The sequence below is a fragment of the Vibrio echinoideorum genome (genome assembly GCF_024347455.1).
GTDB lineage: Bacteria > Pseudomonadota > Gammaproteobacteria > Enterobacterales > Vibrionaceae > Vibrio > Vibrio echinoideorum.
Map to the genome: position 1 here is coordinate 337676 of NZ_AP025483.1, position 25594 is coordinate 363269.

22 protein-coding genes and 1 riboswitch are annotated in these 25594 nt (G+C 44.0%); of the genes, 12 read left to right on the forward strand and 10 right to left on the reverse strand.

Annotation, left to right across the window (positions count from 1 at the left end; all coding sequences use genetic code 11):
* Nucleotides 1-236: 236 nt before the first annotated feature.
* The gene (locus OCV36_RS01620) at nucleotides 237-2213 is read right to left on the reverse strand and encodes a bifunctional 2',3'-cyclic-nucleotide 2'-phosphodiesterase/3'-nucleotidase (RefSeq protein WP_135458565.1); all 1977 of its coding nucleotides are present in this window, start codon (nucleotides 2211-2213) and stop codon (nucleotides 237-239) included.
* Nucleotides 2214-2663: 450 nt separating this feature from the next.
* Between OCV36_RS01620 and cysD the strand changes: the two genes are divergently transcribed.
* The 4 genes from cysD to cysC all read left to right on the forward strand — a co-directional run bounded on the left by cysD (nucleotide 2664) and on the right by cysC (nucleotide 7456).
* Nucleotides 2664-3572 (forward strand): sulfate adenylyltransferase subunit CysD, encoded by a 909-nt coding sequence (gene cysD, locus OCV36_RS01625; protein ID WP_017076318.1) that lies wholly within the window; start codon nucleotides 2664-2666, stop codon nucleotides 3570-3572.
* Between the two features lie 18 nt (nucleotides 3573-3590).
* Nucleotides 3591-5021 (forward strand): sulfate adenylyltransferase subunit CysN, encoded by a 1431-nt coding sequence (gene cysN, locus OCV36_RS01630; protein WP_054548268.1) that lies wholly within the window; start codon nucleotides 3591-3593, stop codon nucleotides 5019-5021.
* A gap of 65 nt (nucleotides 5022-5086) precedes the next feature.
* Nucleotides 5087-6811, forward strand: coding sequence for an SLC13 family permease (locus tag OCV36_RS01635; protein WP_135458566.1), 1725 nt, complete (start codon nucleotides 5087-5089; stop codon nucleotides 6809-6811).
* A gap of 24 nt (nucleotides 6812-6835) precedes the next feature.
* A complete protein-coding gene (gene cysC / locus OCV36_RS01640; protein ID WP_017076321.1) occupies nucleotides 6836-7456 on the forward strand; it encodes an adenylyl-sulfate kinase in 621 nt (206 codons plus the stop codon).
* 165 nt (nucleotides 7457-7621) lie between these two features.
* On the opposite strand, the gene OCV36_RS01645 is transcribed toward cysC, so the two are convergent.
* The 7 genes from OCV36_RS01645 to OCV36_RS01675 form a co-directional block, all read right to left on the reverse strand.
* Entirely contained in the window at nucleotides 7622-8530 is a 909-nt protein-coding gene (locus OCV36_RS01645; RefSeq protein ID WP_135458568.1) for a TIGR03899 family protein, read from the reverse strand.
* Nucleotides 8531-8881: 351 nt separating this feature from the next.
* Entirely contained in the window at nucleotides 8882-9397 is a 516-nt protein-coding gene (locus OCV36_RS01650) for a DUF3299 domain-containing protein (RefSeq protein ID WP_017076324.1), read from the reverse strand.
* Nucleotides 9398-9411: 14 nt separating this feature from the next.
* A complete protein-coding gene (locus tag OCV36_RS01655; RefSeq protein WP_017076325.1) occupies nucleotides 9412-10671 on the reverse strand; it encodes an ABC transporter permease in 1260 nt (419 codons plus the stop codon).
* Entirely contained in the window at nucleotides 10668-11384 is a 717-nt protein-coding gene (locus tag OCV36_RS01660) for an ABC transporter ATP-binding protein (protein ID WP_017076326.1), read from the reverse strand. The genes OCV36_RS01655 and OCV36_RS01660 overlap by 4 nt, the downstream gene beginning before the upstream one ends.
* A 137-nt stretch (nucleotides 11385-11521) precedes the next feature.
* Nucleotides 11522-12259: a zinc uptake protein ZrgA gene (gene zrgA, locus OCV36_RS01665; protein WP_135458570.1), complete on the reverse strand. Its 738-nt coding sequence runs from the start codon at nucleotides 12257-12259 to the stop codon at nucleotides 11522-11524.
* Between the two features lie 42 nt (nucleotides 12260-12301).
* Complete coding sequence (locus OCV36_RS01670; RefSeq protein WP_135458572.1) at nucleotides 12302-12592, reverse strand: DUF2607 family protein; 291 nt, start codon at nucleotides 12590-12592, stop codon at nucleotides 12302-12304.
* A gap of 90 nt (nucleotides 12593-12682) precedes the next feature.
* Nucleotides 12683-13234, reverse strand: a complete 552-nt coding sequence (locus OCV36_RS01675) for a YtfJ family protein (RefSeq protein ID WP_017073460.1) — start codon at nucleotides 13232-13234, stop codon at nucleotides 12683-12685.
* Between the two features lie 252 nt (nucleotides 13235-13486).
* On the opposite strand from OCV36_RS01675, the gene OCV36_RS01680 reads away from it, so the two are divergent.
* A complete protein-coding gene (locus tag OCV36_RS01680) occupies nucleotides 13487-13687 on the forward strand; it encodes a DUF1107 family protein (protein WP_017073459.1) in 201 nt (66 codons plus the stop codon).
* A 108-nt stretch (nucleotides 13688-13795) separates the two neighbouring features.
* On the opposite strand, the gene msrA is transcribed toward OCV36_RS01680, so the two are convergent.
* Entirely contained in the window at nucleotides 13796-14425 is a 630-nt protein-coding gene (gene msrA / locus OCV36_RS01685) for a peptide-methionine (S)-S-oxide reductase MsrA (RefSeq protein ID WP_017073458.1), read from the reverse strand.
* Nucleotides 14426-14637: 212 nt separating this feature from the next.
* Between msrA and tamA the strand changes: the two genes are divergently transcribed.
* The 4 genes from tamA (at nucleotide 14638) to OCV36_RS01705 (ending at nucleotide 20970) form a co-directional block, all read left to right on the forward strand.
* The gene (gene tamA / locus OCV36_RS01690; RefSeq protein WP_135458574.1) at nucleotides 14638-16350 is read left to right on the forward strand and encodes an autotransporter assembly complex protein TamA; all 1713 of its coding nucleotides are present in this window, start codon (nucleotides 14638-14640) and stop codon (nucleotides 16348-16350) included.
* The gene (tamB, locus tag OCV36_RS01695; protein WP_135458576.1) at nucleotides 16347-20099 is read left to right on the forward strand and encodes an autotransporter assembly complex protein TamB; all 3753 of its coding nucleotides are present in this window, start codon (nucleotides 16347-16349) and stop codon (nucleotides 20097-20099) included. The genes tamA and tamB overlap by 4 nt, the downstream gene beginning before the upstream one ends.
* A 73-nt stretch (nucleotides 20100-20172) precedes the next feature.
* On the forward strand, nucleotides 20173-20529 hold the full coding sequence (locus tag OCV36_RS01700) for a gamma-glutamylcyclotransferase family protein (protein ID WP_017073455.1): 357 nt from the start codon (nucleotides 20173-20175) through the stop codon (nucleotides 20527-20529).
* An 81-nt stretch (nucleotides 20530-20610) separates the two neighbouring features.
* Entirely contained in the window at nucleotides 20611-20970 is a 360-nt protein-coding gene (locus OCV36_RS01705) for a DUF2799 domain-containing protein (RefSeq protein ID WP_102553823.1), read from the forward strand.
* Between the two features lie 93 nt (nucleotides 20971-21063).
* On the opposite strand, the gene fbp is transcribed toward OCV36_RS01705, so the two are convergent.
* Entirely contained in the window at nucleotides 21064-22074 is a 1011-nt protein-coding gene (gene fbp, locus OCV36_RS01710; RefSeq protein ID WP_017073454.1) for a class 1 fructose-bisphosphatase, read from the reverse strand.
* Nucleotides 22075-22344: 270 nt separating this feature from the next.
* On the opposite strand from fbp, the gene mpl reads away from it, so the two are divergent.
* The 3 genes from mpl (at nucleotide 22345) to thiB (ending at nucleotide 25573) form a co-directional block, all read left to right on the forward strand.
* The gene (gene mpl, locus OCV36_RS01715; protein ID WP_135458577.1) at nucleotides 22345-23703 is read left to right on the forward strand and encodes a UDP-N-acetylmuramate:L-alanyl-gamma-D-glutamyl-meso-diaminopimelate ligase; all 1359 of its coding nucleotides are present in this window, start codon (nucleotides 22345-22347) and stop codon (nucleotides 23701-23703) included.
* Nucleotides 23704-23740: 37 nt separating this feature from the next.
* Nucleotides 23741-24364 carry a flavin prenyltransferase UbiX gene (locus tag OCV36_RS01720; protein WP_135458579.1) on the forward strand — a complete coding sequence of 208 codons (624 nt, stop codon included), beginning with the start codon at nucleotides 23741-23743 and terminating at the stop codon, nucleotides 24362-24364.
* A gap of 43 nt (nucleotides 24365-24407) precedes the next feature.
* A riboswitch (TPP riboswitch) is annotated at nucleotides 24408-24527 on the forward strand.
* Nucleotides 24528-24580: 53 nt separating this feature from the next.
* Complete coding sequence (gene thiB / locus OCV36_RS01725) at nucleotides 24581-25573, forward strand: thiamine ABC transporter substrate binding subunit (protein WP_135458581.1); 993 nt, start codon at nucleotides 24581-24583, stop codon at nucleotides 25571-25573.
* Nucleotides 25574-25594: the final 21 nt, after the last annotated feature.

A 25594-nucleotide genomic window follows, 5' to 3' on the forward strand; every position in this document is an offset into this window, starting at 1 on the left:
GAAAAACTTACAGGTGATGGAGGATTTTTTGTACTTGCTTTGTTCGACCAGTACTGTGGAATGCGTTGTTTAAGTCAAGATTGAAGCGAAATGTTTGATATTTTAAAAGTGGATTTAACGAGAGTTTGTAGTTAAAAAACCCGGGCTTGGAGTGGGGGATCTTACATAAGAAAAGAAAAAGGCTGAGTCGTTAAACTCAGCCTTTAATAACATTAACTATTGATTAATAAAGCTATCTATTTAGTTAAGTCAATTTGGTAAACAGCAAAACCAACATCGTCAGTCGCAACACGTTTCATCGGGTATTGACCTTTTTCTTTGATGAATTCAGCCGCTTTGTCACTTGGAGATGTTTCAAAGCGAATATCTAGCTTGTTATCCGTTTTGATTGGAGCAAATGACCAATTGTTATCTGCGCTTGGGCTAACTTGACCTTGCTCTTTGCTTACGCGAGAGATGTAGTTAGCAAGAACAGTGCGGTTTTCATCTGGTGCATCAAATGCGATGAAATCTTCGCCTGTACCTGGGAACTTAGCACTGTATGCACGGTAGTTGTTGGTTGCGATCAAGAAGTCTTGCTTCATGTCGATTGGCTTACCTTGGTAAGTTAGGCCAACAATACGTTGAGACTCAGGGTTAACCACTTTACAGTTTGCATCGTATTTCGCAGGTTGTGTTACGTCGATTTGGTAATCAACACCGTCGATAACATCAAAGTTGTAAGTACGGAAGTTATCCCACTCGATCAACTGTTGTGGTGCTGTCGAGTTAACATCAACTTGGTTGAACTGACCAGCTGAACACTCAAGCCACTCTTGTACTTCGTGACCCGTTACCTTCATTGCGACTAACGTGTTCGGGTAAAGGTATAAATCGGCTGCGTTACGGAACGTTAGTTGACCTGATTCCACTTCAGTGAAGTTAGCTGGGTCATTTTTACGACCGCCGGCTTTAAAAGGCGCTGCCGCTGACAATACTGGAATACCGTCTAGGTCTGGGTCACCTTGGATGAACTGTTCTACGTAATCTTTCTGTGCAAGGTTAACAATTTGTACTGTTGGATCGTCTTGTACTAGAGATAGGAAGCTGTACATCACGTCGTCTGCTTTACCAATAGGTTGGTTAACAAACTCACGAGTACCTGCATGGTCTTTTTCTAGTGCCGTTACGATACCTTCATCTGCAGCAGCAAGCGATTTCTTCTCGATCTTGTCGTAGATAGGGCGTGCTTCTGATTGGCCTTTAACGACTTCCCACTTACCGTCTTTTTGTGCAAGTGTTAGGTCCATAACACCAACGTGGCTACCCCAACGACCAGGCATTACTGCCGCAACGCCATTCATTGTGCCCGTTTCGTTGTCGATGCCTTGAATGTCATCAAAACCTTTACCTGGGAATACTGCATGAGAGTGGCCGAATGCGATTGCATCGATACCATCTACTTCAGAGAGGTAGAACGTTGAGTTCTCTTCGCCATTTTTGTAAGGGTCAGTTGATACGCCTGAGTGAGGGATAGCAACGATAACTTCAGCGCCTTCTGCTTTCATTTGAGGCACTAGCTCGTTAGCTGTCTCAATGATGTCACGAGCGATCACTTTGCCTTCAAGGTTCTTCTTATCCCACGTCATGATTTGTGGTGGAACGAAACCGATGTAGCCGACTTTTACTTCATGCTCTACGCCAGCAGTATCTTCGAACGTATGCGTCTTGATGATGTAAGGCGTGAAGTAGTGTTCTTTGGTTTCTGCGTCGTAAACGTTGGCACTGATGTATGGGAAATCAGCATCGTTGATAGACTCTTCTAGGAACTCAAGACCGTAGTTGAATTCGTGGTTACCTAGGTTTGCAGCGTCGTAGCTTAGTTGATTCATTGCTTTGTACGCAGGGTGAACTTCACCAGCTTCGATGCCTTTGTCTGCCATGTAGTCACCCATTGGGCTACCTTGCAGCAAATCACCGTTATCAACTAATACGCTATTGGTTACTTCGTTTTGAGCTTCTTTTACTAGAGTTGCAGTACGTGCTAAGCCGATTTTTTTCGATGGCTTGTCTTTGTAGTAGTCGTAATCCATTAGGTTGGTATGGATGTCCGTCGTTTCTACGACACGTAGTTTAATCACTTCATCGGTATCTGGTGTTGTTGTGCAGCCTGCTAAAGTCAAACCAAGACCTGCAAGTACAGCCAATGATAAAGGTTTCATTGCAACTTTCATTTTGGAGCTCCAAAGTGGATTAGTAGAAAATTCGTTGCGTAATGTAACAAAACCGAATGAAACAATGATTACAACGAATGTTAATTCGTGACTTAGATCGATTACTTTATGGTGTTCTGCAAGACGCCTCCCAAAGCTGCTCAATCAATGTACAAATGATATCGATAATAATAGTCCATTCATTTCACCTGTTTATCGATAAATCCCATCCCTTATCAGCTTTTCGAATAAAAAATGAAATTTTAGAATTTCCAGTAATATGAGAGGCTCGTCATAATGTCTATATCAAGGACGTATCAGGCAGATGAATAGCAAGGATAGCTCAAACGTAGCTTCTGTTTTCTTCTAGTGCCAATACTCCCATTCACCCAAGTGAATGAGTTAAATCCCATGCTTGGCAAGACCAAGTAATGAATTGCTCGTAACGCGAGCCTTAAAGGAAGCACTGAAATGGACCAAGAACGTTTAACCCACCTAAAACAGCTCGAAGCGGAAAGTATCCATATTATTCGCGAAGTGGCGGCTGAGTTTGATAACCCAGTGATGATGTACTCAATCGGTAAAGATTCTTCTGTGATGCTTCATTTAGCTCGCAAAGCGTTTTATCCAGGCAAGATTCCATTCCCACTATTGCACGTTGATACGGATTGGAAATTTCGCGAGATGATTGAGTTTCGTGACCGCACAGCCAAAAAGTATGGTTTTGAGTTATTAGTGCACAAGAACCCTGAAGGTATCGAAATGGGGTGTAGCCCATTTGTGCATGGTTCTTCGAAGCACACTGACATCATGAAAACACAGGGCCTTAAGCAGGCGTTAAACAAGTATGGGTTCGATGCGGCTTTTGGTGGTGCGCGTCGTGATGAAGAAAAATCTCGTGCGAAAGAACGTGTTTATTCTTTCCGCGATAAGAACCATACGTGGGATCCAAAAAACCAGCGTCCAGAGCTTTGGCACACCTACAACGGTCAGGTTAATAAGGGTGAAAGCATTCGTGTATTCCCGTTATCTAACTGGACTGAGCTCGATATTTGGCAATATATCTACCTAGAGAGCATCGATATTGTTCCACTTTACCTTTCAGATAAACGCCCTGTGGTTGAGCGTGATGGCATGCTGATCATGGTGGATGATGACCGTATGGAGCTGCAAGAAGGTGAAGTGATTGAAGAGAAAAGTGTTCGTTTCCGTACTTTAGGTTGCTACCCATTAACCGGAGCGGTTGAATCTGAGGCGAATACGCTAACAGGCATTATTGAAGAGATGCTGGTAGCCACTTCTAGTGAGCGTCAAGGTCGAGCGATTGACCATGATCAGTCGGGCTCTATGGAGCTGAAAAAGCGCCAAGGTTATTTCTAAGAATCTAAGGAAAGAAAAATGAATAGTGCAGTAGAAGCCGAATTGGCTGAACTAGGGATTGAAGGTTATCTAAGTCAGCATCAGCATAAATCTATGCTTAGATTTTTAACTTGTGGCTCAGTCGATGATGGCAAAAGTACGTTAATCGGTCGTTTACTCCATGATACAAAACAGATTTATGAAGATCAGCTAGCGGCGGTTCACTCTGATAGCCAACGAGTGGGTACTACAGGTGAGAAGCCTGATTTGGCATTGCTTGTTGATGGTTTGCAGGCTGAGCGTGAGCAAGGTATTACGATTGATGTGGCCTATCGCTACTTCTCGACTCAAAAACGTAAGTTCATTATTGCTGATACCCCAGGACATGAGCAGTACACGCGCAACATGGCAACAGGCGCTTCAACGTGTGATCTGGCTGTGATCTTGATTGATGCTCGTAAGGGCGTTCTGGATCAAACTCGTCGTCACTCGTTTATTTCGAACCTGCTTGGTTTGAAGCATTTTATTGTGGCAGTAAACAAGATGGATCTGGTGGAATACTCACAAGATCGTTTTGAAGAGATTCGTGATCAGTATTTAGAATTTGCTGAAAACCTCGAGGGTGAAACTAATATTCAGATCTTACCGGTTTCGGCGCTTGAGGGCATCAACGTTGCAGCGCCAAGCAAAGAGTTAGCATGGTTTGAAGGTCCATCTCTACTAGAAGTTCTAGAAAACGTAGATATTGATCAAAAGCGCTCTGCGGGTGAATTCCGTTTCCCGGTTCAATACGTGAATCGTCCTAATTTAGACTTCCGTGGTTTTGCAGGCACCGTTGCCTCTGGTCGCGTTAGCGTAGGTGATGAAATCAAGGCGTTGCCATCAGGCAAAACCTCTAAGGTGGCAAGCATTGTGACCTTTGATGGCGAACTTGAATCGGCGCAAGCGGGTTTGGCGGTAACGCTGACTCTTGAAGATGAGATCGATATCAGCCGTGGTGATTTGATTGTGTTGGAAAACGCTCAGATTGAATCAACGAACCATGTATTGGCAGATATCGTGTGGATGACTGAGCAACCACTGCAACCGGGTAAAGCTTACGATATCAAAATCGCAGGCAAGAAAACCGTCGGCCAGGTTGAAACGGTTCGTCACCAGTATGACATCAATAACTTGTCGACTTACGACGTGGATGAATTACCACTCAATGGTATTGGTTTGTGTGAATGGTCATTGAACGAGACTGTCGCGCTGGATAAATATCGTGAAAGTGCCGATACCGGTGGCTTTATCGTTATTGATCGTCTTACCAATGTAACGGTTGGCGCTGGCTTGATTCGAGACCGTTTGGACTCTGTTGAACAGCAAGTAGGTAACTTCTCTGCATTTGAACTTGAGTTCAACGCATTGGTACGCAAGCACTTCCCACATTGGGATGCCAAAGATCTAAGCCAATTACTGAAGTCATAAACGACTAAGTAACAGCTTATTGAATCAGGCGGAAACCCATCGTTTCCGCCATAAAGGACGGGTATATGTGGCAACAAGGATTTGTATTAGCGATTTTGCTCGGCATCATTACTTGCCTGCTCGTTACCCGTATTAAGCCAAGCTTTATCTTTGCTGGCGCGGCGTTTATTGCTTTTATGGCTGGCATGATCGATTTGTCGAGCTTAGCCAATAACTTCACTAACTCCTCGTTACTGACTTTAATTCTTCTTATCCTCGCATCAAGTGCGTTGGAGAAAACTCGCTTAATCAGTTGGGTTAGCCGTAATATCTCTGAAGGTAGGCTAGGTACCGTGGTTGCGAAGTTGGGTATTTCCACAGCGTTACTTTCATCTTTTACTAATAATACCGCAGTGGTTGTTTCTTTGATCGGGGCGATCAAACGCAACCAACAACATGCACCTTCTAAACTGTTAATTCCTTTGTCATACGCTGCCATCCTAGGTGGAACCCTGACATTGATCGGCACCTCAACCAATTTGATCATCAATAGCTTTGTTGAGGATGCTGGGCTGCCGAGCCTAAGCTTCTTTGCGCCAACCTTGATCGGCTTGGCTGTGCTGGTTGGTGGTGTGTTGATCCTTATTCCCTTGAGTTATTTCTTACCAAGCTACGATGATGGATCGCAGGACGATCTGCCTTACTTTTTAGAAGCAAGAGTTGAACCAGGCTCGCCTTTAGTAGGCAGAAGCGTAAGCGAAAATAACCTCCGAGCGCTGAGAAAACTGTTTTTAGCTGAAGTGATTCGAGACGGTAAAACAACGGCGTCTATTGATCCTGATTTCATTCTTCAAGCTCGTGACCGACTGTTGTTTTGTGGTGACGTTGAGAGTGTTGCGACACTGCAGGAAATCCAAGGGTTAACCCTGTTTGGTCAACATCACCTAAACGGACAAAGTTTTGTTGAGGTCGTGGTGAGCTCATCGGCAAGCTTCTGTAATAAGACCTTAAAAACTAGCCAATTTAGAGATCGCTTTGATGCGGTTGTCGTTGCTATCCGCCGTGGCCACGAACGCCTTGAAGGTGGGCTAGGGAATATCACATTGACCGCTGGTGATACTCTAATTTTGGTTCCTAGTAAACGCTTTGAAGAGCAACGTCAGCAACACAATAAAGAGTTTGTGTTGATGAATGACCTAGACTCAAGTGCCAAGCTTGATGCTGATAAATCGACGTTTGTTTTGCTTGGCTTCGCTAGTGTCATTGGCTTATCGCTTGTCGATGCAGTACCTATCATTAAAGGGTTAGCGGGTTTTTTATTACTGCTGGTAGCATTTGGTGTGGTACAACTCGGTGAGCTTCGTCGCCGTTTTCCGGTTGATATTGTGGTGATCGTTGGCTCAGCACTTTCTATTGCTCAACTGATGATTTCATCTGGATTGTCTGAACGTATGGGGTTGATGTTCATAGAGGCCTTCAATGGCTGGGGCGTGTTTGGTGCCTTAGTAGCGACCTACTTCATGACTCTGGTTCTTACTGAACTTGTGACCAATAATGCGGCGGCAGCACTCTCGTTCCCGATTGGTTATAGCATGGCAGTAGGCTATGGCGTTGACCCAATGCCATTTATCATGGCGGTGTTGTTTGGCGCCAGTGCTAGCTTTATCTCTCCTTATGGTTACCAAACCAATTTACTCGTATATAGCGTAGGTAATTATCATATTACGGATTATTTGCGCATTGGTATTCCAATCTCGATTGTCTATTCGGGCTTGGTATTGACCCTAATTCCTTATTTTTTCCCATTTTAATGCTGTTTATTTAAAGGACTAATTATGACCGCAGTACTCAAACCAAAAGATGAGAATGTTGTGTGGCATCAGCACTCGATTGATAAAACATTCCGCTCTGATCTGAAATCACAAAAGCCAGCCGTGCTCTGGTTCACGGGATTATCTGGTTCTGGTAAGTCGACAGTCGCTGGAGCATTAGAAAATCGCTTAGCACAGCTTGGTTACCATACTTACTTGTTGGATGGTGATAATGTTCGTCACGGATTGTGTAGCGATCTTGGCTTCTCAGAGCAGGATCGTCGTGAGAATATTCGTCGCATAGGCGAGTTGGCAAAGTTGATGGCGGACGCAGGATTAATCGTACTGTCGGCTTTTATTTCTCCGCATCAAGCTGAAAGACAGTTAGTGCGAGACTTACTGCCGGAAGGTGAATTTCTTGAAGTGTTTGTCAACACGCCGCTAGAGGTGTGTGAGCAGCGTGACCCTAAAGGTCTGTATAAGAAAGCTCGCGCTGGAGAAATTCCAAACTTCACGGGTATTAGCTCTGTTTATGAGGCGCCTGAGAATCCTGAGATTAATCTACCGGCAGGTGAGAAGACACTCGATGAGCTGGTAGAGTTATGTATTGACGCATTAGAGAAGCGTAATATTTTAGCCAATTGAGATCGTTGGTATGACTAAAGCTGCTCACTTACTTACTGCTTATTCACGACTTATAAGTAGTGCAGCCTTGGTTTACCGAGACAAGAAACCTATCTTCTAATTTCTCTTTATTCTTCTAAATATACTTCATTACCTACACCGTTCATTAACTACACCGTTTATTACCTAGACGGTGTAGTTAACACTGCTTTTGACTTCTGTCTGTACTGTGAATTTGTGGTTCAATAATGCAATCAGTTGGTCGTAGTACTGCATGTTAGGTTTATTCCCAAGCAAGGTACAAAGTTCATTGCCTGTTGGGCTGAATCGGTAGTAAACCAGCTTAACCCCTTTTGATATAGGCGCCAGTGACATGCTCTTACCTTGGTAAGTCAAGTGTAACGCTGGATCGAAATCAATCTCACCAGACTCTAACTCAGTCCCCAAAATAATACCCAGTTCAATCAGGTGTAATAGGCTTGAGTAGGGCAGGTTGTGTCCACCAAGGTTGATGGTGTTGGTAGTATCTCTTTTGCCAAAGTTAAATATACCAGCATGGGTTTTAAAACCGAGTAATAGCTTTCTGCTGTTATCACCACCAAAGCTACAACCCAGTGACGCGGCTCTTTGTAGGGTGAGCGCTTCTTTTGGTGTCATGTCTTTTAAGATCTGAAGCGCCTTCATCGACGTCGAGCCTGGGTTGGTGACTTCTCGTTTCAGTACTTGAGCCCATAGCCTCTGCATCGATGTATTGTGGATCTCTTGCGCCATATCGAAAAAACGGTATAGCCAGTCCTGATCAGGATCTCCAGCTGCTTCATCTTTACATGAAGAGTGTGCCAGTTTAAGAATCTGCTCTAGGTTCTTTTGACGCAACTCTTTACGTTTCTTCTCACGTAATAGTGCCCGTTCGATTAGTGTACTTTCACTTTTATCGGTTGGTTTTGCACCATGATTGATTAAGGAATCTAAGCCGAAGCTTTGTGCTATGTGTAACATTCTGCTGGCACTGTCGGCGATATGAGGCTTTTTCTCATGCTTATGCTGTGTATCGCTGGCATGATCAATGATTACTGGCTGTTTGATTTCTGACATAAGAGTACCGTGACGAGACGACTTAACTGTCTAAAATGTAACTCTTTATCTTAATGGTGGCTAGATTTTACGTGCAGAGTTGAAGGTTTAAACAAAATTTTACTTTTGCTAATGATAATAAAATGTTAAATTTGTTGTAATTCTCAAGGAGGAGTTATGAATCAAGTCAATGATAACAAGCTGAAGAAACAGCTTGGCATAGGGTTATTACTCGCTACATATGTGGCTGTGCTAGCTTATCTATCTAATTACATCGCGTAAATTAGATAAACAACATCGTTATGAAACTGTTATTGAATAAGATCATTTGTTCAGTGACGGCAGCTCATCCTTGAGCCACCCTTCTAATGACTACATGTCGTCATATTCTTCAATCGCAGTGCCTTCAATAAGATAACCTGTTTGTGCTAAGTCGTGGCTTATTGACTCAGTTTTCAGCGTACCTACTAAATAAACCACATCCCATAATTGCTGTATTGGTGCACCTTTTGGGAACTTCACGTAGATGATTTGATTCGGTGGTGGTGGTGGTACGTGAATACATGCGCCAAAATACGGCACTAGCAGAAACTCAGTGATCATATTCTCATCGCCTTCCAGTGGAATCACAAAACCAGGAATCTTTACTGTGCTGCCATTTAACTCTGGGCGAACAGCGCCAATTGTCGATTGTTGAGGTTTGTCCATACTGTCGTGGTTAACCATCGGCATGCCAAATGAGTCTAGTTGAGCTCGTTCCGATTCTGGAATTAAGTCAATCCACTCAAGTGTTAATACCGATTCGTCATTCTGAGTTGTTTCAGCGTGAGCTGTGCTGATAAATGGGAATAAAAGTAGTCCAAGTATCAGTAGGAATTTGCGTTGCATCGTAGGTTCCTAATTTAGATTCGAATAGTCATGCCATCAGACAATGACTGACGGTAAGCCCGGAAAGCGGGAATAAAGCCGATAATGATCCCTGCAATTTGTACCAGCATAAGCAGTTTCCACTCATGAGGCGTGATTGCAGATATCGATATATTGATACCATAACTTTGTTGCACAATTGGAGCAACTACTGCGATCAGGGCAAACAAGAGTGCGACACCCAAGGTTATGCCAAGGAAGGTGAGGGCACTGGCTTCACTAATCAGCAAGCCAAAGACATGGCGAGGTCTTGCTCCCATCGCTCGGAGGATCGCCATTTCTCTACGTCGTTCTTGTAAGCTAGTGAGCAGACTACTGAGCATTCCCAATAATCCAGCAACGACAACAAACCCCGACACAATTAATAGTGCTTGTTCGGCAACGGCCATCATGCCCCACAATTCATGTAGAGCAATGCCCGGCATAATGGCGCTTAAAGGTTCTTGGCGGTAGTTATTGATTTCTCGTTGCAGTGCAAAGGTTTGGATCTTCGAGTTGAGCCCAAGCATCATTGCGGTAATTTGCTTAGGTTGGAAGTCACGTTGCTTTAGTACTTCAGCATCCGGCGTATGTCCTAGGTTTGCTCCTGATTCCCATCCGACATGGATTGCTTCAATAGCTTCTAATGAAACATGAACCGTTTTGTCTACTGGTGTTCCTGTTGGGGAAAGGATACCTACGATAGTGAAGGGGAGGTTATCGTGACGGCTGAAGGCAACGTCACTGATGCCGTGAGCAAGAATGATATTATCACCGATCTTGTAATCTAGTTTGTTGGCGACATCGGCACCGACTACTACATCAAATAACCCTTTAAATTCTTTACCTTTCTGAAAAGTAAGTGGCTGCTTACTTCCGTAACGATAGTTTTCAAAGTAGCTATGATTGGTGCCCATCACTCGGAACCCTTTGTGAGAATCACCTAACGAGATTGGAACAGCCCATTTTACAGCTTTGTGGTGGCTAAATTCTTCATAGCTTTTCCAGTCGATATTGTTGGTGGCATTACCGATTCTGAATACAGAATAAAGCAGTAGATTGACCTGACCAGAGCGGCCACCGACGATAAGGTCAGTACCTGAAATCGTATTGGCAAAGCTGCTTTTGGCTTCGGTTCTCACACGTTCAACACCGAGTAATAGAATGACAGAAACCGCCACGGTGAGAATCGTCAGGATGGCAGTTGCTTTACGGTTGAGTACGCTTTTTAGGGCTAAGTGAGTAATTACTTTCATACGATAACCTTAGCTTGGTTAACAGTTTTTAAATCTATGGTTCGAGAGAACAATTTTTCTAGCGTTGGATCGTGACTAACAAATATGAGCGTGGAACCCGCTTGATTAGCTTGTTCTAGTAACAGCTCAATAAAGGCTTCTCGGTTGTCATGATCTAAAGCAGATGTCGGTTCATCGGCAATGATGATTTTAGGTTGTCCGATTAAGGCGCGGGCTGCAGCGACACGTTGCTGTTGACCAATACTCAACTCAGTAACGGGTTTGTCCATTAAGGATTGAGGCAGTTTTAGTCTAAGTAATAAATCTTGAGCAATGGCTTGCTGGCTGTTCTGACTTTCTGCAACTTGTTGTTTGCGAATCTTTGAAAACTGACAAGGGAGTGTCACGTTATCGATGACTGACAAGTAAGGCAGTAGATTGAACTGTTGGAATATATAGCCAATATGATCGGCTCTGAACTTATCCCTCTGACGCGGTGTTAGCTGGGTAAGGTCTTGGCCTAAAATAGATACTTCGCCTTGTTGCGCCTGATTTATTCCTGTGAGTAAGCCCAATAGTGTTGATTTACCACAACCACTTGGTCCCTTGATAAAAAGGTGCTCTTTAGGTTGGATATGTAATGAAGGGATTTCTAACGTTGGGGGTAACTCGGGCTTCCAACGAAAACTGATATTTTCTAGTTTGACCACAAGCGATGAACTGTCAAAAGACATACTAGCTCCAATATTTAAAGCGGTGTCTCTTCTGGACAGTCTAAATGACAATTAATTCCCGAGTACACCGGTTTTAAAAGCCAAGTAAGTGAATGCTTACTTGGCTGTTTATCTACGCAAAATCTATCTAATGATTGTTAGAATCGGAAGCTAACACGTTCTGCATTAAGAACTTCTTGCGTTTGAACACTGTCTGTTAGCAAGTTCACTGTCATTGACTTTGTATTACTGAACTTTGAGAACCACTTAGTATTAACATTATTCAGATTAGCAATATCTGAACATTGGTAGTGGTACTCGGCAGTGAATTCACCGTGGCCACCTTCTGAGTGGTCATGGCCTTCGTGGTCATCATGATCGTGTTCTGCATGGTCATGGCCTTCGTGGTCGTCGTGATCATGTTCTGCATGGTCATGGCCTTCGTGATCGTCGTGATCATGTTCTGCATGGTCATGGCCTTCATGGTCGTCGTGATCATGTTCTGCATGGTCATGGCCTTCGTGGTCGTCGTGATCATGTTCCGCGTGGTCATGGCCTTCATGGTCATCATGATCGCCTTCCAAGGTGTTAGTCACTGACTTGAATTTCAACGTACAGCTTACATTGTTGAAATCAAATAGTTCTTCTGGCTTGTTTAATTGTGCGATAGCTTGCTCAAACATTTTCTTCTGTTCAGCAGTTTTTGGAGCATGTTCAAAGCCAACCACATCGGCACCTGGAGCTGTCACTTCAACAAGCAGTTCTTGTCCGTCTTGAGCGATGTTTACTTCAACTTTACCGTGCACGTGTGCTTCATGGGAGCGGAATTCTTCGTTAGCAAGAACATTAGTAGAAAGAGTCATGCCGATAACAACGGCTAAAATAGAAGGTTTCATGTTTTTTTTCCTGAATAAAGATTAATTAAAAAATAGTGGTATTTAAGTGATCTTTACAGGAGGGGAACGAGCTAAATAAGCGAAATACAAACGCTGCAACGAACTTACTGGTTCTGTTATGGCGACAGTAAACTCTGAATGAAACTCTGGAATCTGTGGGAGTGAGTGTGCCGTGATGAATTGGTTTATCGAAAACAGCTCACAATGATGTGAAGTATGATGTTCTGGGTCGATGTCCACCATGTGGGTGGCTGCTAGCACGCTTAGCAAGAGCATGAGCCCTAGCAAGAAGCCTGTTTTGCGTTTCACATTGTTAGGTGTGTTTTGCCACATGAGGATAATTAACCACAGAATTAAAAAAGGATACTGTTATAATATAACAATATCCTTTGGTCAGGTCTCGAAAAAGACGCGAATATCTAATTAAAGACTCGCTTTAATCAGCTCAACGACTTGAACGACTTCTGATTCATTGAGTGCGCCTTCTTTAACAAACAAAATTTCACCTTGTTTGTCCTGAACGATGATCGCTGAGCTTTCTTCTTTTAAAGCCCATGCTGAAGCTACCGTTCCGTCTTCATCTAGCACCATAGAAGACCATGGAAACTCTTCTTTGCTGCTTTCGGCTGATGATTTAACAAAAGACCCAGTCCCCCAAATAGCATCATCTTGGTTGATGATGGTGGTGGTTTGGTAGCTGTCTTCTGAGAATTTCGATGCTGTAATTGCAGCCATCAGTGGTGCGTTGAGCTCTTTAGAGCTGCTGCGGCCAGCGATAGCTTGAACGACGCGAACTTTTCCTAGGAGATCATTGGTTGCCCAAGCTTGATATCCTGTTTTACCGTCGTTTAGGACAATTTCACCATAATTGCTAACATCGACAGCAGGTAAAGAAGTGCCTACGGATAGATTATGAGCATTGGCGAAGAGTGGAGAGGCTGCGGCTAAAAAAGCCAGTAGAGTTTTGTTTTTCATTATATTTTTGTTCCGCTTATTGGTTTGCATTGGAAGTATAATATGAAATCTGAAAAATGCCTCTTTAACTTTTTTATCGTACGGTGTAGAAATAAGTTGCGAGCTTGTTACTAAAAGGTATAATGCGACAGTATCAGGGTAAACAATAGATTATCTTGCTATTAGCTAACGGATTTAGCTATAAAATGTGCTTTGAACAAAGCTTTGTTCAGGGGAACCGCTGTTGTACTCAAATGGAATTGAGGTTGTATTATGTTAAGAGAATTTTCTACTTACCGTCCACGTCAGGTGGCGCGTTTCGTTAAAGTCCTATTCAAAGGCCAGTTTGCTATTGAAGGTGTCGGAGAGTTTCGCTTCGACCAAGGCAAGGTGCTTCTTCCTGAAGTTTCAGACAAACAAAAGCTCACTATTTTTAAAGAAGTTAACGGCACGATTGCTGCGTTGCCGGTGTAACTGACACTTATCGATTTGTCTCATACAAAATAAACTACAACGAAAAAGGGCTTCTTAATGGAAGCCCTTTTTTAATGGGTGTCGTTTTAGTTTGCGGCCTAGCACTATTTATTGTGGAGGGAAACACACACCCGTTCCACCTAAACCACAGTAGCCATTAGGATTTTTTGCTAGATACTGCTGGTGGTACGTTTCGGCAAAAAAATATTTTCCAGCAGGGAGAACTTCTGTTGTGATCTCGTTGCCTAAAGACTCAGTCATTGCTCTTTGATATTCATGTCGAGATTGCTCAGCGATAGCTTGTTGTTCTTCACTAAAGGTGTAGATAGCGGAGCGATATTGAGTGCCTAAATCATTGCCTTGACGCATACCTTGAGTCGGGTCGTGACGTTCCCAGAAGGTCTCAAGTATTCGTGCTAAAGACGTTTGCTCACTATCAAAAATGACACGAACAACTTCGGTATGGCCTGTTTGCCCACTACATACTTGCTCATAGGTTGGATTGACTGTGTATCCACCTGCGTAGCCTACGGATGTAGAAATTACGCCATCTAATTGCCACAACAGTCGCTCTGCTCCCCAGAAGCAGCCCATACCAAGTAGGACTTCTTGTTGGGAACCCGTTGGAGTATCGAGTAAGTCGGTTTGATTGAGAAAATGGCGCTCAGTAATTCGAATTGGGTCAGCATTGCCCGGTAACGCGGTTGTTGCGGAAACCAGTAGTTGTTTATTTAGCATGTTGTATTCCTTTTTGCATACGTTTACCGCGTTAGTTAACATTAGCTCTAGGTTTATATTAACTGTAGGCTCATATTTACTGCGAGTTCATATTGAATAAGTATTTAAATTAGACCGTGTTATTGCAGTATTTATTACAGACTCAATGTCTTTTTAGCGGTACTATTTCTTTTCACTTCTTAACGTATTGATAACTTCTTCACCAATTAAACATGATGAGAAAAACTTTACCAGTTCTGATTGGCACTCTACTGTCATCAACGCTCGCTTTCGCTGACGTTTCCCTTGAGATTAAGGGGCTTGATGGAGCGCTTGAGGATAATGTTGATGCTTATTTGAGTGCTGTTCCTGAAGAAGAGTATTCAGTTTCGCTTAGGTTTCAATCTCGCTTGGAATCTATGATCAAAGAAGCGCTGAATGCGTTAGGTTACTACCAACCTCTAATCACATTTTCTCACTCCGAAGACGACTCTGAATTGACCGTAATGGTTGAGCAAGGGGAACCCGTTGTTATTTATACCTCAGATATTGTATTGAGCGGTGAAGCCGAAGATGATCCTGATTTTTTAGCGTTGATCGCTAAGAGTCAGCTGTCTAAAGGTTCAATCCTTAATCATGGTAATTATGATTCTCTGAAATCGTCGATACGTAACCTTGGATTAGCGAAAGGCTATTTCGATGGTGCGTATGAGGTAAGCAAGCTAGAGGTTGCTCCTGAATTAAACCGTGCTTATGTTCGTCTTCATTATAACAGTGGAATTCGATATCACTTTGGCACCACTCAGGTTACTGGCAGTCAGATTAAAGAAGATAAGGTGCAATCGCTTAAACCATTTGAAGACGGTGAACCATACTCGATTACCAAAGTAGGCCAGTACAACCAGAATCTTTCCAATACTGATTGGTTCTCTTCTGTCTTTGTTGAGCCTGATTTAAGCCAACTAGGCGAGGGCCGAGAAATTCCGATGAAGGTTAGCCTTGCACCGCAAGCGCGTAATCAAATCGAAACCGGTATCGGTGTCTCAACTGACCTTGGTGTAAAAGGTACTCTCAAATGGAAGAAGCCTTGGGTTAACGACCGAGGTCATAGCTTCAATAGTAGCTTGTCGATCTCCAAGCCTGAGCAGACGATTACGGCGACTTATAAAATCCCGCTGGATGATGTGCTTAATGACTACTATCAAGTTAAGTACGGTATGAAGAACTTGGATAACCGTGATACCAAAAGTTTGGAGTCAAACCTAGCCTTGGAAAGATATTGGCGACTGGATAATGGCTGGCAACGTACGGTGTTCATTCGGTACTTAATCGAAAACTATGAACAAGGTCTACAAGATGACTTAGCGCAATTTGTGTTGCCTGGTGTGTCGTTTTCTCGAACTCGAACTCGAGGTGGTTCGATGCCGATGTGGGGTGATAAACAGAGCATCATGTTTGAGGCAGCTGATGACACCTTGTTGTCTGAAACCAAGGTGGTACGTTTCCAAGGCCAAACTGCGTGGATTAGGAGTATTGGCAATAATCACCGAGGTTTAGCTCGCCTTCAATTCGGTGGTAACTTTGCCGACGAGTTTGAGAAGCTGTCTCCCTCGCTCAGGTTCTTTGCTGGTGGTGATAACAGTATCCGTGGTTATGGTTATGAATCAATCTCTCCTAAAGATGAAAGTGGTGCACTAACGGGTGCCAAATTTATCGCAACCAGTTCACTTGAATACCAATACCGCTTAGTTGGAAATTGGTGGGGCGCGGCTTTCTACGATATTGGTGATGCCTTCAATGACACTCCAGAATGGAAACACGGTACCGGTGTCGGGGTTCGTTGGGGATCGCCCGTTGGACCTGTTAGTTTAGATTTTGCTTGGGGTCTAGATGCGAAGAAAGGCGATGAGTTCCAACTGCACTTTAGTTTAGGGCCAGAATTATGATCAAAGTGATGGGCAAATGCATTAAATGGACGTCGATTTCGTTGACGTCTATTTTGCTGTTGTTGATAGCCCTGCTCGGTTTTGTTTTGTTCACCAATCCAGGGTTGAACACAGTGCTATGGGGCGCTGAAAAAGCATTGCCACAACTTAAAGTGGAAAGTACCAAAGGGGCTTTGTTCCCAAGCTTTACGCTTAATAATGTTCAGTTTAAAGATGCCAGCTTGCATATCGACACCAAGGTTCAAAAGCTGAACTTGGCTATTAATCCTCGTTGTTTACTCGACCCTAAATTGTGTGTCGACCGCTTAGCGATTCAAGGTTTGGACTTCGCATTCACGGAATTGCCTCCAGCCTCTGCAGAAGAAACAGAACCGACTCCGCCAGTGACATCGGTGAAAACACCGCTGCCTATAGTTATTAACCGTATCTCTTTGTCTGATATTAAGTTGAATATCTTAGGCCATGAAATTGAGTGGAGCCTGTTCTCAACAGCTTTGAGCATGCAAGGTGAAAAGCTGACAGTATCGCCGACTTTGTTGAATGATCTCAGAATTAAGCTCGCTGAGTCGACAGAAAAGACACAAGCTGAAATTGTGGAACCAGAACAGACGGTTAAAACAGCGATTGAGTTACCTGAAGTCTGGATTCCTTTGCAGATCGTGCTCGAACGTTTTGACCTTAACCGTTTCACCTTAGATCAAGAAACCCCAATTGTAGTGAACCACCTTGGGCTAGAAGCTCGAGCAGGTAAACATACGGTCGATGTTTCTACTCTAGAGCTTGATATGCCACAAGCAAGCGCTAACCTTGCGGCTAAGGTTGAGCTTAAAGGTGGCTACCCGTTAGATCTTTCTTTAGATGCTTTAGTGAAAGAAACCGACCTCGCTGGTCAGAAGTTATCGCTGAAAGCACAAGGTAGCGTGGCCAAGCTAAGCCTAGATTCTCAGTTTTCTGAATTGATTGAGGCAAAGCTGTCTGGGGATATTCAACCTTTAGAGCCAACTCTGCCATTTGACCTTCTTTTAGAAGATGGTCAAGCGCAATGGCCTCTGGCAGGTAAAAGTGACTACCAAACTGCAATTGAGCGGTTTAAGGCTGATGGTTCATTAGATGGTTTCCATGTACAGCTTAAGGGAGACGCTGATGGTAAGGATATTCCTGCATTAGCTATTGACCTAAAGGGCAAAGGCACGACGGAACAGATTGAGCTTGAACGACTCAAATTAAACACTCTGGGAGGGGAGCTTAATGGTGTGGTTAAAGCGAATTGGAAAGAGCTCGTTAACTGGCAGGCTGAGATTACGTTACAAGATATTCAGCCAGGATTACAGTGGCCGGAAGCAGAAGGCAAGATTAGCGGAAGCCTAGTCACTTCTGGTGAACTAACAGAAGTAGGTGGTTGGGCGATTGAACTGCCTAAGCTGGATATTGAAGGAATCTTGCGAGAATACCCTCTGGATATCGAGGGGCAGTTATCTGCGTCTGACCGCAGTGCAAGCGGCGAACCTAAGCTGAAAACCAGTGGCTTGAGTTTAGCTCACGGTGACAACTCGATAAAGGCACAGGGGCAGCTTGATAAACAATGGGATATGAGCGTTGCAATTAACCTTCCTCAATTAGCGAAAAGCGTTCCTGAACTGAAAGGTACAGTGATTGGCGATATTAATTTAAGCGGACCTTTCAAAGAGCCGGATATCGACCTTTCTCTTAACGTCGATCGTGTAGATTGGAACAATGAAGCCACATTAGAATCATTGTCTCTTCGTGGTTCTGTTACTCCATTACCAGCGCCTCAGGCCGATCTGGTATTGAAAGCGAATAACCTAACCTATCAAGATCAAAAGGTTGAAAGTATTGGGTTAACGGTGAACGGTGGTGAGAAGAAGCATACAGTGACACTTGATGTGATATCCGACATCGTGTCTACAAGCTTAGCTATTTCCGGTGAATTGATTCAAAAACCTTCTCTTATTTGGGATGGGTCGTTAGACAGAGTCAAAATTACCACTCAGCAAGGACCTTGGGTGTTAGAACAACCTGTCTCGATTAAGGCGGATGTTGACAAGCAGTTTGCTGATGTACAAGCACATTGTTGGAAGCAATCTGGTTCGAGTGTGTGTCTGGATGAAGATGTTCGTGTTGGAAAGTCGGGTGAGGTGAGATTGGCGATCAACCAATTCGACTTCGAACAGATTAAAGCTTTTGTCCCTAAAGAGACACAACTACAGGGCTTAGTGAATGCCGCGGTTCATGCTAAGTGGTCAGAACAAGGTGAGCCAGAAGTTACGGTTAGCGTCGATATGCCGAAAGGTCAGGTTGTTCAGCAAGTCGGAGAGCCAATCACGCTGGGTTGGGAAAGTATTGCATTGAATGCTCAGTTGAAAGACAACCAACTGAACGCCGACTTTAAACTGGATGTATCTGATAATGGCGACCTGTCTGGCACAGTATCGTTACCGGATATTCTCGCTGAAGATAAAATGGTCGATGCGGCAATTAATCTGACAACGTTCCATCTAGATTTCTTACAACCGATTCTTGGCGAATATAGCTTATTGAAGGCCGATCTTGAGAGTGATTTAAAAGTAAAAGGCTCTTTGATGCATCCTCAGGTCTTCGGTCAATTCTCTGTGGCTGGGATTCAAGTCAAGGGTGATGTAACGCCTGTTGATGTGAAAGATGGTCGTATTGATCTCGACTTTGATGGTTACAGCGCGAAGCTTGATGCGAATGTCGAAACTCCGGATGGTCATCTTGATATCGAGGGTTCTGGGGATTGGCAGGATCTTCAAGCGTGGCGATCAAAAGTCCGAATCTTTGCAGACGAATTGATGGTCGATGTTCCACCGATGGTTAAGGTTAAAGTTGTTCCTGACATGACCATTGATGTCACTCCAAAGTTGGCCAAAATAACGGGCGACATTAAATTGCCTTGGGGACGAATTTTGGTTGAAGATTTACCGCCTTCGGCTATCGGCGTTTCTTCTGATCAGATCATTTTAAATAAAGACCTCAAACCTGAGACTGAATCGACGATCCCATTTGATGTTGTAACCAATATTAATATCTCGATAGGGGATGACTTTAAACTTTCTGCTTTTGGCTTAGAAGGTGATTTAGTCGGTAAGTTGAATGTAGCTCAAAAAGATCAAGGCCCATTTATCACAGGTGAAGTGAATATCGTGGATGGTACTTATCAATCATTCGGGCAAGATCTCTTGATCGAAGAGGGTAAAATCCTGATGAATGGACCTCCAGATCAGCCATACGTGGCAATAAATGCGATTCGTAACCCGGATAATACTCAAGATGATGTGACTGCAGGTATTCGAGTTACAGGCCCTGCGACAGAGCCAACCATCGAGATTTATTCTGATCCTGCCATGCCACAAGCCAACGCGCTGTCTTATATTTTACGTGGTCAAGATATCGATGGAGAGTCGAGTGGTTCTATGACGACTACGTTAATTGGTTTGAGCTTAGCGAAGAGCGGTAAGGTCGTTGGTGAAATCGGCGAAGCCTTTGGTGTACAGGATTTACAACTGGACACAGCAGGCTCTGGGGATGACTCTCAGGTTACGGTAAGTGGCTATATTCTCCCAGGTTTACAGGTGAAATATGGTGTGGGTATCTTTAACTCGTTAGGCGAGTTTACCGTTCGTTATCGATTGATGCAGGATCTCTACGTGGAAGCCGTATCTGGTCTCGATAGTGCAGTGGATCTTCTTTATCAATTTGAATTTGAGTAAATCAATTTGAATTCGAGTTGCTGAGGTTTCATTCATTGGTCGGCATGCAAATCGAAAGGATTATGGGGTATTTATGCAGCATCTTGTTTTTGTATATGGAACGTTGAGACAAGGTCAATCGAACCACCACTATTTGCAGCAATGCGAGTACTTAGGCAGGTTTGATACACCACAAAGTTATGCTCTTTTTGACTTAGTTGCTTATCCAGCGATGATTCTTGGAAAGAAAAGTGTCGTTGGTGAGGTCTATATCATTAACGACGAAGTTTTGGCGTCGCTCGATCGGCTAGAAGATGTTCCGATTGAGTATCGTCGCGAGCAAATAGAGACTATATTTGGATTAGCATGGGTATATTTGTATCAGCTTGATCTAACAGCTAATAAAGAAATACTTTCGGGTGACTGGTGTAAGCGAAGCAACTCGCTATAGTAAATGAACTACTGAAAGCATTCTGACGTAATAGCTAACAGTCTTAATGTACAGGCTAGTCTTTTCCATCAGGAGGAAATTATGAAATATCTATTATTGGTACTATCATTATCGCTATTTGGTTGTGTGCAAACTCCACCACCACCGACATCAATGAACACGACCGATTGGCAGAGCTTTGGTGAAGAAAGGGCACTCAAAGGAAAAACAAAGCAGAGTGAAATGAGCTTGGCTGAAGCAGCCTCATCACCATCGATTGATGCAAATTTATATGCAGCATACGGGCAAGGTTATGAAGTCGGTAAAACTCAGTATTGTTCTCAAAACCCAAGAGCTTTAGGGCGCCGTGGTGAGACTTACCTCGGGATTTGCGATGATGTCGATAAATGGTTCCGTTTCAACTTTGAACGGGGCGCAGAATCGAAGTTTGAAATTCGATAATACTGTCTCGCGCTTAAATAGCGTCACTAAAAAAGCCAGCATCTGTGATGCTGGCTTTTTTAGTGACGCTATTTCGAGAAATAAGCGAGAGAATTAGTCTCGGTTAAGCTCAAGAAACTCTTCTACTTTGCGAACCATATCTGTCGTTCCAACAAAGAAAGGTACACGTTGGTGCAACTCAGTTGGCTTGATATCCATGATACGTTGAACACCGTCTGATGCGATACCACCAGCCTGTTCCATAAGGAAAGCTATTGGGTTGCACTCGTACAACAGACGCAGTTTTCCTTGAGGGTGACTTTGTGTGCTTGGGTATAAGTAGATACCGCCTTTCAGCAGGTTACGATGGAAGTCTGATACTAGAGAGCCAATGTAACGAGAGGTGTAAGGACGGTTATCACTCGGCTCATCTTCTTGGCAGTACTTGATGTACTTTTTAACACCCGTAGGGAAACGGAAGTAGTTACCTTCGTTGATCGAGTAAATCTTGCCTTCATCAGGGATCATCATGTTTTCATGAGATAGACAGAAGGTACCCAGCGATGGGTCGTAGGTGAAGCCATTTACGCCAGCACCTGTTGTGTAAACAAGCATGGTTGAAGAACCGTAAATTACGTAACCCGCAGCGACTTGCTTGTGTCCAGGTTGTAGGAAATCTTCTTGTGTTGGCGGAGTGCCAATCGGTGATACTCGACGGTAGATAGAGAAAATTGTACCAACCGATACATTCACATCGATGTTTGAAGAGCCATCTAATGGATCCATCAGAACAACGTATTTTGCGTTTTTGTTGAGCTCTTTATTGAAGGCAACCGCTTCGTCTTCTTCTTCACTTGCTACACCACAAACTTGGTCACGAGCTTCTAGAGCCGCTTTAAATTTGTCGTTCGCGTAAAGGTCTAGCTTTTGTTGCTCTTCACCTTGAACGTTGTCTGTACCAACAGCGCCAGTAATGTCGACAAGACCTGCTTTGTTGATTTCACGGTTAACAATTTTTGCAGCAAGACGAATTGATGACAAAAGGGATGATAGATCACCACTTGCATGGGGAAAGTCATTTTGTTTTGCAACAATGAACTCACCAAGGGTGCGCATCTCAGACATGTTATTTCCTTAAACTTCTCTCAATATTAGGGGGGATTTGAGCACTGTAGATTAGGCCTCTTGAGTGGGCTTTATTCATCTAGACGCTTACCTAAATTCTAAAGGTTAGATCTTTTTAATGGTAATGAACTAAGCGACACAGATCTCACTTACTATGTCGACTAAATTTGTTTTGCATTGCTGCTCGCTTTTAATCGCCATTTAATGATAATGAGTGCAAGTAGTTTGATTTAGACATGGCTCATTTAGCCAAGCGTTTGGAAGCAATATATGCATATTCACATCTTAGGAATTTGTGGCACCTTCATGGGTGGTGCCGCGGTATTGGCTCGTCAATTAGGTCACAAGGTTACGGGTAGTGACGCGAATGTTTATCCTCCAATGAGCACCTTGTTGGAGTCTCAGGGGATTGAGATTATTGAAGGGTTCGACCCTAGTCAATTAGAGCCAAGGCCTGATCTCGTGGTTATCGGTAATGCCATGAGCCGTGGTAACCCGTGTGTTGAGTATGTATTGGATAATAACCTTAGATACACATCTGGCCCGCAATGGTTGCAAGAATTTCTACTGCATGACCGTTGGGTTCTTGCGGTCTCGGGAACGCATGGCAAGACTACTACATCAAGCATGTTGGCTTGGATCTTGGAAGACTGTGGCTATGCACCGGGCTTCTTAGTTGGCGGTGTGTTGGGTAACTTTGGTATATCTGCTCGCCTTGGTGAAAGTATGTTCTTCGTGGTTGAAGCCGACGAATACGACAGTGCTTTTTTCGATAAACGATCTAAGTTCGTTCATTATCATCCAAGAACGTTAGTGATGAATAATCTTGAGTTCGATCATGCGGATATCTTTGATGATCTTGAAGCGATCAAGCGACAGTTCCATCATTTGGTCCGCACAGTGCCAAGCAATGGCCGTATTTTCTCACCGAAGCAAGATACCGCGATCCAAGATGTGTTATCTCGTGGTTGCTGGAGTGAGACTGAATCGAGCGGCGAATTTGGCGATTGGGATGCTAAGAAACTGGTTAAAGATGGCTCCAAATTTGAGGTCTATTTCCAAGACGAATGTGTTGGAACCGTAGACTGGGATTTGGTTGGCGATCATAACGTAAGTAATGCCTTGATGGCGATTGCGGCGGCAAGACATGTTGGTGTGACACCCGACTTAGGATGTGAATCACTGGCAACTTTCATTAATACCAAGCGTCGCTTAGAGTTTAAAGGTGAGGTGGGCGGTGTTTCTGTCTATGACGATTTTGCACATCACCCAACGGCGATTGAACTTACTCTGGGTGGCTTACGTAATAAGGTCGATACGAAAAAAATCATTGCCGTTTTAGAGCCTCGTTCTGCCACCATGAAGCGTGGTGTGCATAAAGAAACCTTGGCTGATTCGCTCAAACAGGCGGATTCTACCTACTTATTCCAGCCGGATAACATTGATTGGTCTGTACAAGATGTTGCCGATGCGTGCCATCAACCCGCACATGTAAGTGATGACATGGATGCATTCGTTGCTAGAATTGTCTCAGAGGCACAAGCGGGCGACCAAATCTTAGTAATGAGTAATGGTGGCTTTGGTGGTATTCACCAGAAATTGTTGGATGCGTTGGCACTCAAGGGCTAACTGATCCACGACCTTATATTTTGAAGTAATTGAGAACATGACAAAATACGATAAAGCTATAACCCTCGCTTTCACTGGCGCATCAGGTGCGCCTTATGGCCTGCGTTTACTTGAATGCCTTTTGGCGGCGGATTATCAGGTTTATTTACTGATATCGTCGGCTGCGCGAGTGGTGTTGGCGACCGAGCATGAACTTAAGTTACCTGCTGGACCAGATGCAGCGAAACAAGCTTTGGTTAAACACCTTGGGTGTGACCCCGAAAAGCTGGTGGTGTGTGGCAAAGATGATTGGTTCTCGCCGGTTGCCTCTGGTTCTGCAGCGCCGAAGCAGATGGTAGTCTGCCCATGTTCCGCAGGAAGCTTGGCTTCAATTGCTCATGGCTTATCGGATAATCTGATTGAACGAGCTGCAGATGTGGTCATGAAAGAACGAGGCCAACTATTGTTGGTGGTTCGTGAGACGCCATTTTCGACGCTGCACTTAGAGAACATGCATAAGCTATCGACCATGGGTGTGACGATTATGCCTGCCGCTCCGGGTTTTTATCATCAACCTAAGTCGATTGAAGATCTGGTCGATTTTATGGTGGCGCGCATTTTGGATCATCTTGGCATCGAGCAAGGTTTAGTGCCACGTTGGGGTTACGATCAACGTAATTGATCCAAACTTGATAGCTTATTGTTAAAATTCGAATTACAATTCTGAACACTCATCGGGGAGCGAACCATTCAAATAATGAATGCGAGCTGAGATCAAGCAAGTGCTTGGGACCCGTAAACCTGAACCAGATAATGCTGGCGTAGGAATTGAGTTAGGAACAACTTCTACCGTTCTCCTCCCTCAAACCTGTGCCGCTCAGACCATGGAGAGCGTCCAGTGAAATTCACATTAACAACTCTTGCTGTTACTACAGCCATCTCTTTTTCTGCCTTTGCTGCAGACAATACCCTAACGGTTTACACCTATGACTCTTTTGCAGCGGATTGGGGCCCTCGTCCTGCCGTTGAAAAAGCATTTGAAGAAAAGTGTGGTTGCGATGTGAACTTTGTCGCGCTAGAAGATGGCGTGTCGATTCTGAACCGCTTGCGCCTTGAAGGCAGTAATAGCAAAGCAGATATCGTGTTAGGCCTAGATAACAATCTAATGGCTGAAGCAAAAGCGACGGGTTTATTGACTGAGCACAGTGTTGATACGTCATCAGTGACACTTCCTAACGGCTGGAACGACAGCACCTTTGTCCCTTATGACTTTGGCTACTTTGCGTTTATCTATAACAAAGAGAAACTAGCAAACCCACCTAAGAGCTTGAAAGAACTGGTTGAGCAGCGTGACGACCTCAAGGTTATTTACCAAGACCCACGTACATCAACGCCGGGTCAAGGCATGATGCTATGGATGAAGTCAGTATACGGTGATGAAGCGACAGCAGCTTGGAAGAAGCTTGCTCAGAAGACGGTTACGGTTACTAAAGGCTGGTCTGAGGCTTACTCTATGTTCTTAGAAGGCGAGTCGGACTTAGTCTTGTCTTACACAACATCTCCGGCTTACCACATCATTGCAGAAAGTGACTCTAAGTACGCAGCTGCAAGCTTCGAAGAAGGCCATTACACTCAAGTCGAAGTGGCAGCTAAGGTTAAAGGCAGTAAGAACGAAAAACTGGCTGATGAGTTTATGGCGTTTATCCTAAGTGACGAGTTCCAATCGGCAATGCCAACGGGCAACTGGATGTACCCAGTGACTGACATCGAACTACCAAAAGGGTTCGAGCAGTTAACGGTACCGCAGAAAGCTCTGAGCTTTACGCCTGAAGAAATCGCCTCTAAGCGTAAGGCTTGGATTCGCGAATGGCAGAGTGCACTTACTTTCTAACTTAATTGTCTAACGATTAGC